A 15802-nucleotide genomic window follows, 5' to 3' on the forward strand; every position below is an offset into this window, starting at 1 on the left:
GGGGGCGGTTCCAACCGAAGAACGCACCGATCCCTGTATGCGCACGATGTTGTTCACGACTGCCAGCTTCAGCGTGCTGGCATGCTGGCTCGTCCGATTACTCGGTACTTGGTGGAGCGCGCAACTTCGGACCTGTAGCGGTTAGGGTGCCTTGACCGGGCATTATCTCGGGCAGGTCTTACAGGAATCGGCAAACCCAAGGCAACTGGATCCGTCGTCGCGACGACGACGCGCTCATCGAGGATAACACCTTGCATGGAAGTCGAACGGGTAATAGTTTATACATAAGTGGGCGTTAGGGGTAAACTATTATCCATGGGACGTCGAGAACTTGGTCTAACCCGCGCTGCCGAGGACGCGATTGTCGTGCTCGGGCAGCAAATTCGTATGGCGCGCGTTGCGCGAGGGATGACCGCCGAGCATCTCGCTGGCACAGCCGGAATCACGCGGAAAACCTTGGCGGCCATCGAGCACGGAAGCGCCGCTAGCAGTATCGGCAACGTCTTCAACGTTGCGTCGATCGTTGGTGTCCCCCTGTTCGGGGTCGACGACCCCAGTGAACTCATCGCGCTCCGCCGACGAGGCGAGGAACGACTCGCACTGCTTCCCGCACGTGTCGACAAGAAGCGAAAGGACAACGACGATGGCCTCGACTTCTGACATCTATGTGTGGGCTTGGCTGCCCGAGGCGACCGCACCGGTGCCCGCTGGCCGTCTTCGGGAGGGTGCGCCCGGCCAGTTCTCCTTCGACTACGGTCGCCGGTACCTGGAGCGCGGCAACGCCATCTCCCTAGCTCCAACCCTCCCGCTATCCGAGCGAACGTTCGGACCCACTGGGTCAATGGGGCTACCTGGTGCTCTGCGCGACGCTTCACCAGATGCATGGGGGCGGCGCGTCGTTCAGTACCAAGTCACCGGTGACCGAGGTGACGACGCCGACACGGGTGACCTTGACGAACGCACATATCTCCTGAACTCCGGCTCCAACCGCTTCGGCGCTATCGATTTCCAGAGGTCAGTCACCGACTACGTCCCGCGTTCTGCGGCGCCCGCCCCGCTGGAAACTCTCCTGAACGCCGCAGACCTCGTTGAAGCCGGAGGTGATCTGCCGTTCGAACTCGAGCGAGCTCTCCTGAGCGGTACAGCGATGGGTGGGGCGCGCCCGAAGTCCGTCATCCACGACTCTGGTCGCGAGTACATCGCGAAGTTCACCGCGTCCAATGACCACTTCCCTGTAGTCGGGGCAGAGGCAGCGAGCATGTTTCTCGCCGAGAAGGCGGGGCTGAATGTCGCTCGAACTCGCGTCGAGAGCGTCCTCGGTCGGGGTGTCCTGCTGGTTGAGCGATTCGACCGAACGAGCGACGGCGGGCGCATTCTTGCGACGAGCGCCCTGACCCTGACCGGCTTAGACGAGCTGCAGGCGCGCAGCGGCAGCTATGTCGAGTTTCTGGACGCTCTTCGCAACAACGGCGCGCCCGAGGGTACTGCCTCCGAGCTCTTCGCACGCATCGCATTCAGCATGTCAATCTCCAACTCCGACGACCACCTTCGGAACCACGCGGCACTCTGGGACGGATCTGTAGCGATACTCAGCCCCGCCTATGACCTTTCGCCCATGCGGCGTAGCGGAGAGACGGCTTCGCAGGCCATCGCATATGACAGGAATGGGACAAGGCGGAACAACTTATCTGACCTCATCGCGGCCCGTAGTCTCTATGACCTGACCAGAGACGAGGCCAACAACATCGTTGCCCGAATCGAAGACGCTATTCGTAAGTACTGGGTGGAGGCTGCGGACTTCGGAATGCTGACCAGCGCCGACAGGCGCCTCCTGTGGGGGCGGCAGTTTCTCAATCCCGGCACCCTCTACGGTTTCCGCAAACGGTGAAGTTCGACCATGGGCAAAATCGCCATGCGATGACCGATCGTTTCTGATCGCCGTAGCTGAGAACGGCTGCAGATATAGGGTGCAAGCATGGCTCAAGAAGAGGTGCGCCCCGCGCACATGATGACCAAGTCTTACATCCGCGCGCGTGGGCTGACGAGCGCAGTCGGGTGGACGTCATCGACATGGGCCGGAACCACGGCTACCCGTCATCGGTGAACAACGCGACGGTCCGCAGCTACGCGTACGAACCAAACGCGGGAAGAGGCTCCGCACCGCTTAAGACGCGGCAGGGACAGTAAGGAAGTGGGCAGATCTCATGGCCACCGGTGGGCAGTTTTACTGGCCGTCCGTGGGCACTTTCGTGGCCGCCTACGGGCAGTTCTTCATGGCCGCTTACAATCACCTCTGAAGCCGATCCCTGGACGCACAGCGTTCATGTGAGCGGATTCGGGAACGACCGCACAGCAAGGATCAGAGCCAGCTACGAGTGGGCGAGTGTTTCCATACCCGAGCTGGACGTCGGGTGCGATCCTCTTCGATTACAACGACGTCGAGGAGGAAAAAGAAGCCGTACTCCGAAAGCTCTGCCTCGTGATGCGCGCCTACCTTCAAGGGCGAGGGCAGATAGCAAAGCGGAGGCGCCTGTTTCGTCGAGGCGAGCTCTCAATATTGAGGGTTGAAGTGGACGGGTGCGAGTGGCGTCTTGGCCAGTCCACCTCGTCGTATGGCTCCATCGAGCCCGAACGGTAGTGGCGAGCGGTGCGTGTCGTGCTATCTCGCAGAGGGATCGGCTTACAGACGCTGCGGGTGTAGCCGTTAGCTCCGGGTGGTGAACTGGACCTGGATGCGCCTGATCTCAGCGCGTGGAAGCACTGCGGTCATGACGCCGCCTCCTACCAGTTGGGCTCCAAATCCGTATACGAACGGGTCCGTATCGACCTCCGCACCGGGCACACCGATTCCGTTGATGACGGTCCTGGCCTGGCCGTTGACCATCTGGCCTCGTCGAGATCCGCGAGGTTAACGGGGTCTGAGCGGTCATCCGGGTTTCGCCAGAGCGTGTAGGTGATGCTCGCCGTCATTTCGCTGTACCCACGATCATCCAGGCCGTAGCCCAGACCGACGGAGCCCGTGTCCTCCAGCGACGGTTGGGGCACGAGCCCCAGCACCGGAATAGGCATGAGTTTCAGGTTCTCGACCCATTCGGCACGTGGATCGGGGGCGTCCTCGGGGAGAATGCCAACCGCTCTCATGCCTCGACTATGAACCAAACCAGGGTACCTGTAAATGGAAGCGAGTTTCAGGATCCGAATGTCCCGGTGAAGGATCCTGCAGCGTGTGATGGTAGGGCGGTGATGCGGAAGGAATAAGGTTGGTCGGTGACCAGCGAGACAAAGCACATAGGAATCGTGCTCTTTCCAGACGTAGAAGAACTAGACGCGATCGGACCCTGGGAAGTGTTGTCGTGGTGGGCGCGCATCTTCCCGGAGGACGGTTACGCCATCTCATGCCTGTCGCGTCTTGGAGGGATGGTTCAATGCGCCAAGGGACTCGAGGTGCGAGCTCATCACTCTTATGCTGATGCTCCACCGTTAGACGTCCTGCTTTACCCAGGAGGTGCAGGAACACGACCCCAACTACACGACGATGTTCAGTTGGACTGGGTGCGACGCCAGCGCGCGGAGGTGCCATTGATGACGAGCGTGTGCACTGGCTCGCTCGTTTACGCCGCAGCCGGATTGCTCCAGAACCGACCTGCAACAACTCATTGGGCTTCGTTGGATAAGCTCACGGAACTCGATCCGACCATCGATGTTCGCACCAAGGAGCGTTTCATTGATGATGGTGACGTCATTACGTCGGCCGGCGTCTCAGCCGGGATCGATATGGCGCTGCATCTGGTCAAGAGATTGGCTGGCCTCGATCGTGCACGAGAGGTACGAAAAGGCATCCAGTACGACCCTTCCCCTCCCGTTTAGAATTTTCACCAATCGAGTTAGCGCCCGTAGGAGGATCGTCGAGCGAACTTTAGGCTTCTGTATTGGCAGATCTTTTGGCTCGTCTCCACTCCAGAGCGAATCCGATTGCAGCGACAAGACGGTTAGGAGAATAACTAAACCTTGACGAGCCCAACCCGGAGGTTTTACTGGGGCTAGTTGTTGGCGAATGCGTCGACCAGTTGGTCAAGTTCGTCCAAGCAGTCACGAGCTGCCGCGTCGTCACCTGGTTCCCGCTTCCACTCTCTCTATTCCGCAGTCCCATAGATACAAACGTCTTCGTCAAGTGCGTCGTACCAAACTTCCATCACCTTGTCCGGCTCTGTTCGCCTAGCGATTTTAGTACTCCAGCCATTGACCGTTTCGTGCCCCGCTTCCCATCCCGTGTAGGCGTGCTCTGCTGTAACAGCAGCAGCATTTACGCGAAACAGCGGAATTGAGCATTCGACGCAGGTCCACGACGAAGGCCGGCGTGGGAGGCTCCGTCAACTCGAGCCTGTCCCGTGAAAAGGTTGCCATGGTCGTTATCGTCCCACTTCTCCCTCCTTCGGCCCACTAAACGAAGGCGAACGTCCGCTCAGGGATCGGCTTACGGGACGCACATCATCGGCCTGTCCTCCAAATATGTCCGGCGCAGCCACTAGGAGATTTGCTCCGGAGTCCAGTCCTGCCCCAACTCGAACGCCGCCACAGCTACTCGTGGCCGCGGCTTGGAGGTGTAGCCGAGTTCGCTGCGAGACTCCCCAAGACCTTGGCAGCTCACGACACTGCTTCGAACCTTCGGCAGCCGTCTGTCGCCTGACTCGAGCGCCTACGCGGGATGCCCCTGACGTGACGCGAGCTCGCGCACATCCGCGTAGACGGCTTCGGACTGGATTTGCTGAACGAACGATTCGTCATGCTCGCACCGTTCAGCGGTCCAGCCCACCTGGGTAACGTCCACGCCGCACACCGGACACTCGATCACCCACGCGATATGAACCCGGTGCAGCATGCGGCCCATTGTGCCGGCGCTGATGACGTTGCCCGCCCAGAAGATCCCGACCGTCGGCGCGCCAACGGCCTGGGCGAGATGCCGCGGACCGCTGTCATTCCCGACGACGACGGATGCTACCGACAGCAAGCCAGCCAGTTCCGAGAGGGACAACTGACCCGCCAGCGAGCGGATCCTCTCGTCACCGCCCCGCTCCCCAGCACTCTGCACGATGGCCCGCGCGGTGGGGACGTCGCCGTCGTCGCCCACAACAACGACGTCGTTGCCGTCCCGGGCCGCCATGGCGGCCACTGCAGCGAACGACGACGCCGGCCACCGTCGCCGCGGATCCGTTGCGCCCGGATGGATCACCACCAGAGGACGGTTGCCCGGTCCTGCCAGGCGGTATCCCGCGGCCTTCTCCTCTTCAATGACGGTGAAGCGCGGCTCAAGGGAAACCGGAGCGGCGCCCGCAAGACCAACCACCTCGAGCGAGCGCAGGAACTCGTTCTGGTAGTAGATGTAGGGTAGGTTGCGTTCGAGGGCCGGCGCGTCGGAGGTCCGGGTTCCGACCGTGTGGCGTGCGCCCAGGGCAAGCAGGAACGGGTTCGAGTTGCGGCCGCCTCCGTGGATCTGGACGGCGAGATCGAAAGTCTGTGCACGCATACGTTCGACGAACTTGGCCGTGGCTACGGGATCTTCCTCACCCGGACGCACGCCTGGAGCGTGGGGGAGTACCTCGACGTGTTGTACGGGCCCCGGCCGGTTCCGTAGAAGCTCGGCATGCAGAGGTGTACCGAGAAGCGTGATGTCAGCGCTTGGATAAGCCGAGGCCAGGGCGTCCAGGGCCGGATACGCGAACAGGAGATCCCCAAGACCCCCGCCGCGCAGCACTGCGATCCGGCGGATATCCGGAAACTTCTCCAGCACCGGACCAACACCGTTGGACATCCTCATCCCCTCATCGAGTCAGTAGAAATGACTGAAGTTTCGCGAATTTCAAGTCATTTTTACTGACTGGATGGGGATTTTTCCGATTCCGTCAGATCGGTGATGAACGCGGTCGAAGCGCAATTGCGGATGCCATCGATGCCGTCCACCGCCGTCTGCTTGTCTGCGTAGGGTTCGCTGGTCATGAGGGTGGCGCCGTCGTCGCCGGTGAGCCGGAACCTCAGTTGGCTGTTGTCATCCACATAAATTTCAAACCTGCCGGCCATGTGAGTCTCCTTCGTCCGGTACACGCCCTGCCTCGACCTGCTGTCGACAGGGCCAGTTACTAAGCTTACTGTTTATCTATCCGGTGTGATGGACGTTGCAGGTCCACTGAGTGAAGGAGACAGCCATGGCCGCGCAGGAGAATCCCGAAACCGTGAATGACGACATATCGCAGGCGGACGAAGAGGCCACCGTCAATGACGTTGCAGAGGACGTGCGCGCGGAAATCCGCCTCGGACACGTGGAAGACGACGTCACGCACGTTCTGGAGGAACGACTCGACGAAGCCGGAGTGCACCTGCGGCCGGAGAAGGTTGACGACATGGCCGACGAAATAGAGAACGACGTCTCCAGCTAGCCATACAAACCTCAAAGAAGGAGTGCTGCTATGTCACTTGCCACCATCAACACCGTGGTTGAAAGCGTGATCGACCGCGTGGAGCGCGCGGAGTTCCTGGACGGGCCGGCTGACAAGGTCGCAGGACTGGTGGGCAAGTGGCTGAAACCCGGACCAATCAAGGACGTGCTCAGCGGGACGGGAACGGGCCATCCCGCGCACCCGATCATCGTGCTGCTTCCGTTGGGCTCATGGGCATCGGCGTTCTACCTTGACGTAGCGGCGCCCAATTCCGATGGCACAGCCGCGCGCCGGCTGATCAACCTGGGGAACCTCACGGCGGTGCCCACCGTACTCACCGGGCTAAGCGAATGGGCCGACACACAGGGCGCTGAACGCCGGGTTGGGCTAGTGCATGCAGCGTTGAACCTCACCGCGATTGCACTGTTCACGGGCAGCTCGATAGCGCGCAGCGGGAGCGCCCGCCGCACCGGCGTGGTCACGGCAGCACTTGGGATGGCCGCAGTGTCCGCTTCCGGGTGGCTGGGTGGTCACCTTGCCTACGCCCGCGGGGTTGGAACGGACACGACGGCGTTCGAGGTACCACCGGTTGACTGGACCGACGTGGCGGGCGAGGACGAGGTCAGTGACAAACCCATCGGCGTTGACGCAGGTGGTGTGGCCGTGCTGCTCATCCGTGAGAACGGCGAGATCCGTGCCCTGTCGGACCGCTGCACCCACCGCGGAGGCCCCCTGCATGAGGGCGCCATCGAGGACGGTTGCGTGGTCTGCCCCTGGCACGGCAGCCGGTTCCAGTTGACGGACGGCCAGGTCGCAAGGGGGCCGGCGACCCGCCCGCAACGCACCTTCGAGGTTCGCACCGTTGACGGCCGCATCGAAATCCGGCCGAGCGATGATCCCGGCAGTTTGCGCAGCGAGCCTGTCACCGGAGCAGGTGCCCGTCGGTAACGCCGAGGCGAACTTGCGCCGCCCGCTCGTCCTCGAAGCCGTGCAGGACTAATTTCTGCACGGAATCGACGACGAGAAAGGCGAATCCGTGCCGCCGATGTGTAAAAGGCGCAGCGAGTGGGTACTTCTCTGGCACGGAGGTTACACCCGCAAGTTACAAGGAGCGCAATGACAAGCGAGCCCCACACGATCGCCCCAGCAGACGAAGCCACCTTCACCATCGTTGATCCCCGGGATGGCAGTGAGGTTGGCACGGTCGAGTCCGCCAGCCGGGAGCAGGTTGCCCTGGCAGTGCAGCTTGCCAGGGGTGTGCAGGAACAGTGGGCCGCGGTTGACCCCGCGGAACGGGCAGCTTCCGTTCGCGCTGCCGCGGGTGCGCTTCGCGACGGCGCTGATAGGCTCGCCGACCTGAACAGCCGGGAAACCGGACGACCCGTTGATGAAGCGCTCGCCGGGATCGAAGCCGGCGCGGCGACGCTGGAGCAGTACGCCGAACTAGGCCCACTGCATCGCGGCCACAGTCTGCGCGGCTCGGCTCTCGCCGCCGATTACACCGTGGCCGAAGCCCGCGGAGTGGCTGCCGTCCTTACACCCTGGAACGATCCGGTGGCTGTGGCGGCGGGCCTGCTTGGCGCGGCACTGGTCACCGGCAACACCGTCCTCCACAAGCCCAGCGAACGCTGCCCTCACGTCGGGCGGCTCCTGGGCGAACTGCTTTCGCCGTGTTTCCCACCGGGGGTGCTGACCACGCTCACGGGAGGCCCGGAGGTTGGCACCATGATCACCATGGAGGCCGGCATCGACGTGTACGCACACGTCGGTTCCAGCGCAACGGGCGCGCGGATCGCGCGGGCAGCCGTGCTTACCGGCGCGCACGTGCTCAGGGAGAACGGCGGCAATGATCCGCTGCTGATTGACGACGACGTCGACCCGGCCTGGGCAGCGGAACAGGCGGCTATCGGGGCCTTCAGCAACGTCGGGCAGATCTGCACGGCCGTCGAACGGATCTACGTGCACGAGGCAATCGCCGATGACTTCTGCGAAGCGCTCATCCGCGAGGCACGGCAGCGAAACGCCTCCGGGACGTTCCCGCCTCTGGTGGACCGCCGGATGCGCGAGGCGGTCGCAAGTCAGGTCTACGGCGCTATCCGCATGGGTGCAGAAGCCGCTGAAGGCGGCTCCGTTCCGGACGGGCCCGGCGCGTATTACCCGGCCACAGTCCTGCTGGGCTGCACGGGGCAGATGGAGATCATGGCCGAGGAAACCTTCGGGCCGGTGGCGCCGGTAACCCGTGTGGGCGGTTTTGATGAGGGCCTCAAACTGGCCGCCTCCGGCAAGTACGGCCTGGCCGCGAACGTCCTCACCGCGAACATCGGACACGCCCAGCAAGCTATCGCGGCGCTTCAGGTCGGGACGGTCAAGGTCAACGCGGTCTTCGGCGGCGCTCCCGGCGGCTCAGCACAGCCCAGCAGGGAGAGCGGCCAGGGATTCGGCTACGGCCCAGAGCTACTGGACGAGTTCACACGGGTGAAGGTCGTGCACCTCCAGGCACCCGGACGGGCTGCCCCATGAGTGAGTTGAGTGAGGCGCGCGGTCTGGCCGAGTGGGTGCCCGTCGCGCTGGCGGAGTCCGCCCCCGTTGTCACCGTTGTGGGCGACGTGATCCTTGACGGTTGGTGGAGTGGAAGCATTGAACGTTTCTGTCGTGAGGCGCCCGCTCCCGTGGTCGACGTTCAGCGCCGGGAGTATGCGCCGGGAGGCGCCGCGAACACTGCCATGAACCTCGCCGCCTTGGGCGCCCGGGTGCGGCTGGTAGGGCTGGTGGGCAACGACGACGCCGGCACCCGCCTCCGCAGCCTGCTGGACGACGCCGGGGTGGACACCTCCGCGCTCCTCGCCACGGACGGCATCCGCACCACCACCAAGTACCGCATCATTGGGGGCGACCAGGTGATGCTGCGCCTCGATGACCGCGACGGCACACCGACCGCGGCCGCGATCGCCGCGCTGGCAGCGGCGGTGCCGGACGCGCTTACGGCCAGTGCCGCCGTCGTTGTCTGTGATTACGGCTCCGGTGCGCTGGAGGAGAGCGTGCGGAAAGCGCTCGCGATGCACATCGGTGAAGCGCTCACGGTGGTGGACGCACACGATCCGCGGCCGTGGGCAGAACTTTCCCCGGACATTGTGACCCCGAACGCGCAGGAAGCCGCCCGCCTACTGGGCGCCGGTTTCAGTGGCGTCAAGGACAGAAGCGCACTGGTCACCGAGCGTCGCGGCGAACTTTTCGGCGCAACAGGGGCTGGCGCCGTCGTCGTTACCCTGGACCGGGACGGGACCGTCCTGCTCTCGGCAGACGGCCAGGGGCACCGGACCTGGGCACGGCCGGCATCGGAGAAGCAGGCCTCGGGGGCTGGTGACACATTCGTGGCCTGCCTGACCGCGGCGCGGGCGGCGGGTATGCCGATGACCACGTCGCTGGACCTGGCGCAGGCGGCGGCGGACGTCGTCGTTGGGCGCCCGGGCACCTCCGTCTGCTCAACCGCGGACCTCACGGAGTACCTCGGCGGGCTCTCAGCGGCGGCGCTGTCGCTTGACGAACTGCTGCGGCGGGTTGCCGAGCACCGCGACCAGGGCCGCCGGATCGTGCTGACCAACGGGTGCTTCGACGTACTGCACCGCGGGCACACCCGCTACCTGACCCAGGCGAAGCAGTTGGGTGACATCCTTGTGGTGGCACTGAACGGCGACGAATCCGTGCGGCGACTCAAGGGCGCGGACCGGCCGATTAACGGCATCGCCGACCGCGCCGGCGTCATCGCGTCCCTGAGCTGCGTGGATTTCGTGACCGTCTTCGACACCGATACACCAGTTCCACTGATTGAAGCGCTACGGCCGGACATCTACGCCAAGGGTGGGGACTACTCCTCGCAGATGCTCGAGGAGGCGCCGGTGGTTGAGCGGTGCGGGGGAGTGGTGCGCATCCTCGATTACGTGCCCGAACATTCGACGACGGCGGTCGTCGAGAAGATCCGGACGCTTCCTTCCGCAGCGTCATGAGCCGTCGATGGTCCGGGCAGTGGGGGCGGCCGGATCCTCCTCTCGATGCGGATGTGGACGTGCTGATACCGACCTTCGGCAGGCCTGCGGAGCTCGCCGTTACCCTGGCCGGACTTGCGGGCCAGGATTCGCCGCCGTTCCGCGTGGTCATCAGCGACCAGACTGACGATGCGCCAGTGTGGGAATCGGCCTCGGTGGCGGCGATGGTGCGGGTGCTGCAGGCGCAGGGCCGTGAAGTTCAGCGTGAACGTAACCTGCCCCGGCGTGGAATGGCGCAGCAACGTCAGTTCCTGCTGGAACGCTCCCAGACGCAGCAGGTGCTTTTCCTCGACAGCGACGTCTGGCTGGAGCCGGACATGCTGCGCCGGATGTCCGAGGCGCTGACGTCAGCCGGCTGCGGGTTTGTGGGAGCGGCCGTACAGGGGCTGTCCTACCTTGATGATTATCGGGAACACGAATTGGAGCCGCTCGAACTGTGGGAAGGGAGTGTGGAACCCGAACGTATCCGCCAGGAGGAGCCTGCATTCGAGCGTTGGCAGCTGCACAATGCGGCCAACGTGACCCACGCGGCCGCAGGCATGGACATTCCGAGCTCGGGTTGGCGGCTGTACAAGATCGCGTGGGTGGGCGGCTGCGTCATTTTCGACTGTGCGGCGCTCAATGAATGCGGCGGCTTCGATTTCTGGGACGAGCTGCCGTCCAACCACGCGGGTGAAGACGTCGCGGCGCAGTGGCGCGTGCTCGAGCGGTATGGTGGCGCGGGAATCCTGCCGTCCGGCGCCGTGCACCTGGAGGCACCGACCACCGTGGTGGACCGCTCAACAGATGCGGCCGACGTCGTGCATGGGACTTCGGGAGAATGACCGGTTGCACGCGACCAACGGTTCCGTTGCCTTCGCGCATCGGACGTGGCATCAAAGCAGCCCCGGGAGCCGCGAGTAAACGGTTCCGTTGCTTACTTGCAGAGCGCGCTCAGGGCCTCAGCAGGTTCGTGATGAGACGAAGGTGCTCCGGCATGTCTACACTCTTGTTGTAGAGCCATTGCAGCTGCACGCCATCGAAGACTGCAATGACAAGCCGGGCGGCCTCCCGGGCCGGTAAGTCCAAGCGCACCCGTCCGGCCTTCTGTAGCTCGGTGATCTCCTCTGCGAGGGTGCCGACCAGCTCCTCATACCGATTCCTGAAGTACTCGTGGGAATCGTGCTCGGGGTCATTCGCGGTGGCGGAAGCCACCGCGTACAGCGTGGTGAGTCCGGCTTGCTGCTCGTTACGCTTGGCCACCGCCGGAAGCATGTCGAGGCCCAAACCCCCGGAACCGGCCAATTCACTCACGCGCTCGTCCCGCTCGGCGAGAACCGCGGTCAATAGCTCCTGCTTGCTGCTGAAGTAGTGGAAGAGCGTGGCTTCGCGAACTCCCACCAGTTCGGCAACGCGCTTCATGGCGGCGCCGTCGAACCCCTCACTCGCGAAAACATCGGTCGCGGTCTTGATGATCTGCTCACGGCGTTCGGCACCTTTGGCATATGGTCCGCGCGGTTTTCTGGTCTCCACAAGCACCAAGCCTAGGTGATGAATTCTAAAACCTAGTCAAACTCGGTTTTAGCGCGTACTGTTAACGCCTAAGCCCAAAGATGGGCCTTGAATCAGTCAAGGAGGCAGTGTGGCCACCACAGCACTACCCACAGCAACAAACACACAGCATGCATCGCGCGCCTATGTGATCGGCGTTCCCATCGCAAACGCCGGACTCTGGATGTCGGTCATGGCACCGGCCGTAGTTGTGCTCGCCATCAAGATCAGTGAGATTACGACGCCGGGTGGGCAAGCGGGCGCCCTCAGCCTGGTTGCAGGGGCGGGTGCCATCACTGCCCTGGTTGCGAATCCACTGTTCGGCCGACTGTCGGATCGAACCACTTCACGCTTCGGGATGCGGAAGCCCTGGATTGTCGGCGGCTCACTGGTTGGACTGGCCGCACTGTGGCTCCTGGGTTCGGCCACCAGCGTTGGCGGCGTGATGATCGGATGGATCATCGCCCAGCTCAGCTTCAACGCGGCGATTGCTGCATTGGTGGCAACGCTCCCTGACCAGGCGGGTCCCGGTCAGCGCGGCAAGCTATCCGGCCTGATTGGTATGACGGTCCCCATCGGGCTCGTCGCCGCGACCTTCTTTGCGCAGCTTTTCGACAACGCGCTGCAGATGGCCCTTGTCCCCGGCATCATCGGCACCGTGCTGAGCATCGGCTTCGCCTTCACCTTCAAGGACCGCGTCCGCACCGCGAAGCCTGCGTCCCGGCTGAACTTCAAGGAGTTCCTCGGCTCCTTCTACTTCAATCCCGCACTGCACCCCGGTCTCGGCTGGGCCTGGTTCACCAAGTTCCTGGTCTACGTCGGCTACTGCTTCGCGCTGCTCTACCTGCCCTACTACTTCTCCGGCCACCTTGGTGTTGCGGAAGCGGATGTGCCCAACCTGGTCTTCCAGTCCACGCTCTTCGCTACCGTGGGCACCGCCATCACCAGCGTTGCCGGCGGCTGGATCAGCGACCGCATCGGCAAGCGGAAGGTGCTCGTGATCCTTTCCGCAGTTGTCATGATGGCGGGGCTGATCATCATCGCCACCTCCTCGACCACCGGGCAGGTCCTCCTCGGACAGACCGTCGTCGGCCTTGGAATGGGGTGCTTCACTGCCGTTGACGTTGCGCTCATCACCGACCTGCTGCCGCGGGACCAGACCGAGAATGCCAAGACCTTCGGCGTCTTCAACATCGCTCAGGCCCTTCCGCAGTCTCTTATCCCCGTAGTCGCCGTGCCCATCATCACCCTCGGCGGCTATCCCGCCCTGTTCATCACCGGTGCCGTGATCGGCCTTATCGGTGCAGCCCTCGTCACCCGAATCAAAGGAGTCCAATAATGACCATCGCCCCTGACGTAGATGTAGATACCCGTATCACCGACCTTGCCGACAAACTCACCCTCGAACAGCAGGTCCAACTGCTCACCGGTGCGGACATGTGGTCCACGGTACCCATCGAGGAAATCGGCCTCGGCCGCATGGTGCTCAGTGATGGTCCTTCAGGCGTTCGCGGGGAGGACTTCGACGAACGCGACCATTCCATCTCGCTCCCCTCCTCCACAGCGTTAGCCGCCACCTGGAGCGCCGAAACCTCACGTCGATATGGTCAGGTTCTTGGCCAGGAGGCCCGCCGCAAAGGTGTGCACGTGGTGCTCGGCCCCACCATCAACCTGCACCGCTCACCGTTGGGCGGCCGCCACTTCGAGTGCATGAGCGAGGATCCCCGCCTCACGGCTTCCCTCGCGGCGGCTTATGTGACCGGCGTCCAGTCCATGAACGTCGGCGCCACACCCAAGCACTACATCGCCAATGACGCCGAGACGGACCGCCTTACCGCGGACAGCGTGGTCGCCGAACGTCCTCTCCGTGAGCTCTACCTCGCCGCATTCGAGGAAGCCGTTACGGACGCGCAGGCCTGGCTGATCATGAGCTCGTATAACTCCATCAACGGCACCACGGCCAGCGAGAACGACCTCCTCGAGACTCCGCTGTCCACCGAGTGGGGCTTCGACGGTGTTGTAGTCTCCGACTGGACTGGGGTCCGCTCCACGGAAGCTGCTGCCAACGCCCACCAGGACCTCGCCATGCCCGGGCCAATAGGACCGTGGGGAGAGAAACTCGTCGCGGCGGTTCGTGAAGGACATGTCAGTGCCGAGACCATCCGCGGAAAAGTGGTCCGCATCCTCCGCCTTGCTGCGCGTGTTGGGGTGCTCGAAGGGTACGAGGGCGAAGCAGCGGATCAGCCCACGGAGATCGACGGCGCCGCCTTCGCCCGCGAAGTGGCCGTCCAGGGTTCTGTTCTCGTCAAGAACGACAACCATCTCCTTCCGCTCGAGAAGACAACGCTGAAGCGTGTCGCAGTCGTCGGGCATAACGCACAGGAAGCCCGCACGCAGGGCGGGGGCAGCGCCATGGTTCTGCCCAGGCGCACCGTGTCTCCGGTCGAGGGATTGCAGGCTGCACTTCCCGACGCCGAGGTCACGTATGTCCGTGGAGCGAAGGTCGCAGAGGGGATCCAGGCCTTCCCGCGAGACGAACTGCGCAACCCGGTCAGCGGGGCGCAGGGCGTCCGCATCACGTACTTCGATGAACAAGAGGCAGAGATCACCGCCGAGGACCGGCTGGCGTCCCAGTTCATCTGGCTGGGATCGGGCATGCCCGCGGGAACTGCGTCGCTGAAGGTCCAGACTGTTTGGACAGCGCCCTCCGCCGGAACTCATCACCTTGGCTTTGCAACTGTAGGTGAGGTGAAGTTCTCCGTTGACGGAACGGAGCTGTACAACGACACTCTGCGGGACGACCTCGGTGTTTTGGGCGCCGCCTTCTTCGCCCCGCCGTCGCTTGCCTTCCCCGTGGAAACCGCAGCCGGGCAGCAGCTTGTCATCGAGGTGGAGTACCGACTCGAGAAGACTGGCGGGATCCTCCTCACGGCACTCCTTTTCGGTGAGGAAGCGGTGGTGCCGGATCCGGAGGTGGAGATCGCAGAAGCGGTGGAAGTTGCGCGAAACGCTGACGCCGCCGTCGTGGTGGTCGGTACGAACTCAGCGATCGAGTCCGAAGGATTCGACCGCGAGAACCTTGACCTGCCCGGCCACCAGAACCGGCTCGTTGAAGCCGTGGCGGCGGTCAATCCCCGCACGGTCGTTGTGGTCAACTCTGGCTCACCGGTACTAATGCCCTGGCGCGATTCGGTCGACGCCATCCTGCTCGGTTGGTTCGGAGGGCAGGAATTCGGATCTGCCGTTGCCGACATTCTCCTCGGCGTGCAGGAACCGGGCGGCCGCCTGCCCACGTCCTGGCCGGCCGCGATCGAGGACGTACCGGTGCTGAACACCACCCCGGTTGACGGCAAGGTCGAGTACAGCGAGGGGCTCCACATCGGCTACCGCGCCTGGCTGCGGTCCGGCGTGCAGCTTGCCTTCCCGTTCGGTTACGGCCTGGGTTACACGTCCTTCACCCTGGGAGCTCCCGAGGCGCCCGCAACGGCCAAGGCGGGGGACGACGTCGTCGTTCGCGTGCCGGTAACGAACACCGGTTCCCGCACGGGCCGGGAAGTGGTGCAGGTATACCTGTCGCGGACCGATTCCGCGATCGAGCGTCCGGTGCGTTGGCTGGCCGGATGGGCGGATATTACCCTCGACGCCGGGAACACAGGCACCGCGTCCGTTTCAATTCCCGCACGCTCCTTCGCCCATTACGACGACGGCTGGCAGACAGAAAGCGGAACCTTCCGGGTGCTGGTGGGCCGGCATGTGCAGGACGAGTTCCAGACACTGGACGTAAAGGTCAGCGCCTGA

15 protein-coding genes are annotated in these 15802 nt (G+C 63.6%); 11 read left to right on the forward strand and 4 right to left on the reverse strand.

Going from position 1 to position 15802, the window contains the following annotated elements; translation table 11 throughout:
* Nucleotides 1-315: 315 nt before the first annotated feature.
* The 3 genes from ACX80C_RS10925 to ACX80C_RS10935 all read left to right on the forward strand — a co-directional run bounded on the left by ACX80C_RS10925 (nt 316) and on the right by ACX80C_RS10935 (nt 2638).
* Entirely contained in the window at nt 316-660 is a 345-nt protein-coding gene (locus ACX80C_RS10925; RefSeq protein ID WP_459326488.1) for a helix-turn-helix transcriptional regulator, read from the forward strand.
* Complete coding sequence (locus tag ACX80C_RS10930; RefSeq protein ID WP_459326489.1) at nt 644-1888, forward strand: type II toxin-antitoxin system HipA family toxin; 1245 nt, start codon at nt 644-646, stop codon at nt 1886-1888. The genes ACX80C_RS10925 and ACX80C_RS10930 overlap by 17 nt, the downstream gene beginning before the upstream one ends.
* A 495-nt stretch (nt 1889-2383) precedes the next feature.
* Nucleotides 2384-2638: a hypothetical protein gene (locus ACX80C_RS10935; RefSeq protein WP_459326490.1), complete on the forward strand. Its 255-nt coding sequence runs from the start codon at nt 2384-2386 to the stop codon at nt 2636-2638.
* A 143-nt stretch (nt 2639-2781) separates the two neighbouring features.
* Here ACX80C_RS10935 and ACX80C_RS10940 read toward each other — a convergent pair whose 3' ends face one another.
* Complete coding sequence (locus tag ACX80C_RS10940; RefSeq protein WP_459326491.1) at nt 2782-3141, reverse strand: hypothetical protein; 360 nt, start codon at nt 3139-3141, stop codon at nt 2782-2784.
* Nucleotides 3142-3267: 126 nt separating this feature from the next.
* On the opposite strand from ACX80C_RS10940, the gene ACX80C_RS10945 reads away from it, so the two are divergent.
* Nucleotides 3268-3867, forward strand: a complete 600-nt coding sequence (locus ACX80C_RS10945) for a DJ-1/PfpI family protein (protein ID WP_459326492.1) — start codon at nt 3268-3270, stop codon at nt 3865-3867.
* 829 nt (nt 3868-4696) lie between these two features.
* On the opposite strand, the gene ACX80C_RS10950 is transcribed toward ACX80C_RS10945, so the two are convergent.
* Nucleotides 4697-5809: a glycosyltransferase family 9 protein gene (locus tag ACX80C_RS10950; RefSeq protein WP_459326493.1), complete on the reverse strand. Its 1113-nt coding sequence runs from the start codon at nt 5807-5809 to the stop codon at nt 4697-4699.
* Between the two features lie 59 nt (nt 5810-5868).
* Nucleotides 5869-6075, reverse strand: a complete 207-nt coding sequence (locus tag ACX80C_RS10955) for a YegP family protein (protein WP_459326494.1) — start codon at nt 6073-6075, stop codon at nt 5869-5871.
* 125 nt (nt 6076-6200) lie between these two features.
* Between ACX80C_RS10955 and ACX80C_RS10960 the strand changes: the two genes are divergently transcribed.
* The 5 genes from ACX80C_RS10960 to ACX80C_RS10980 all read left to right on the forward strand — a co-directional run bounded on the left by ACX80C_RS10960 (nt 6201) and on the right by ACX80C_RS10980 (nt 11298).
* Nucleotides 6201-6431 (forward strand): hypothetical protein, encoded by a 231-nt coding sequence (locus tag ACX80C_RS10960; protein ID WP_459326495.1) that lies wholly within the window; start codon nt 6201-6203, stop codon nt 6429-6431.
* Between the two features lie 30 nt (nt 6432-6461).
* Nucleotides 6462-7379 (forward strand): Rieske (2Fe-2S) protein, encoded by a 918-nt coding sequence (locus tag ACX80C_RS10965; RefSeq protein ID WP_459326496.1) that lies wholly within the window; start codon nt 6462-6464, stop codon nt 7377-7379.
* 168 nt (nt 7380-7547) lie between these two features.
* Nucleotides 7548-8951: an aldehyde dehydrogenase family protein gene (locus ACX80C_RS10970; protein WP_459326497.1), complete on the forward strand. Its 1404-nt coding sequence runs from the start codon at nt 7548-7550 to the stop codon at nt 8949-8951.
* Complete coding sequence (rfaE2, locus tag ACX80C_RS10975) at nt 8948-10435, forward strand: D-glycero-beta-D-manno-heptose 1-phosphate adenylyltransferase (RefSeq protein ID WP_459326498.1); 1488 nt, start codon at nt 8948-8950, stop codon at nt 10433-10435. The genes ACX80C_RS10970 and rfaE2 overlap by 4 nt, the downstream gene beginning before the upstream one ends.
* Nucleotides 10432-11298 carry a glycosyltransferase family 2 protein gene (locus ACX80C_RS10980; protein ID WP_459326499.1) on the forward strand — a complete coding sequence of 289 codons (867 nt, stop codon included), beginning with the start codon at nt 10432-10434 and terminating at the stop codon, nt 11296-11298. The genes rfaE2 and ACX80C_RS10980 overlap by 4 nt, the downstream gene beginning before the upstream one ends.
* Nucleotides 11299-11407: 109 nt before the next feature.
* Here the strand turns inward: ACX80C_RS10980 and ACX80C_RS10985 are convergent, their stop codons facing one another.
* Complete coding sequence (locus tag ACX80C_RS10985; RefSeq protein WP_459326500.1) at nt 11408-11986, reverse strand: TetR/AcrR family transcriptional regulator; 579 nt, start codon at nt 11984-11986, stop codon at nt 11408-11410.
* Between the two features lie 109 nt (nt 11987-12095).
* On the opposite strand from ACX80C_RS10985, the gene ACX80C_RS10990 reads away from it, so the two are divergent.
* Both ACX80C_RS10990 and ACX80C_RS10995 read left to right on the forward strand, forming a co-directional pair.
* Complete coding sequence (locus ACX80C_RS10990) at nt 12096-13343, forward strand: MFS transporter (RefSeq protein ID WP_459326501.1); 1248 nt, start codon at nt 12096-12098, stop codon at nt 13341-13343.
* Nucleotides 13343-15802, forward strand: coding sequence for a beta-glucosidase family protein (locus ACX80C_RS10995; RefSeq protein WP_459326502.1), 2460 nt, complete (start codon nt 13343-13345; stop codon nt 15800-15802). The genes ACX80C_RS10990 and ACX80C_RS10995 overlap by 1 nt, the downstream gene beginning before the upstream one ends.

Source organism: Arthrobacter tecti (assembly GCF_054511355.1).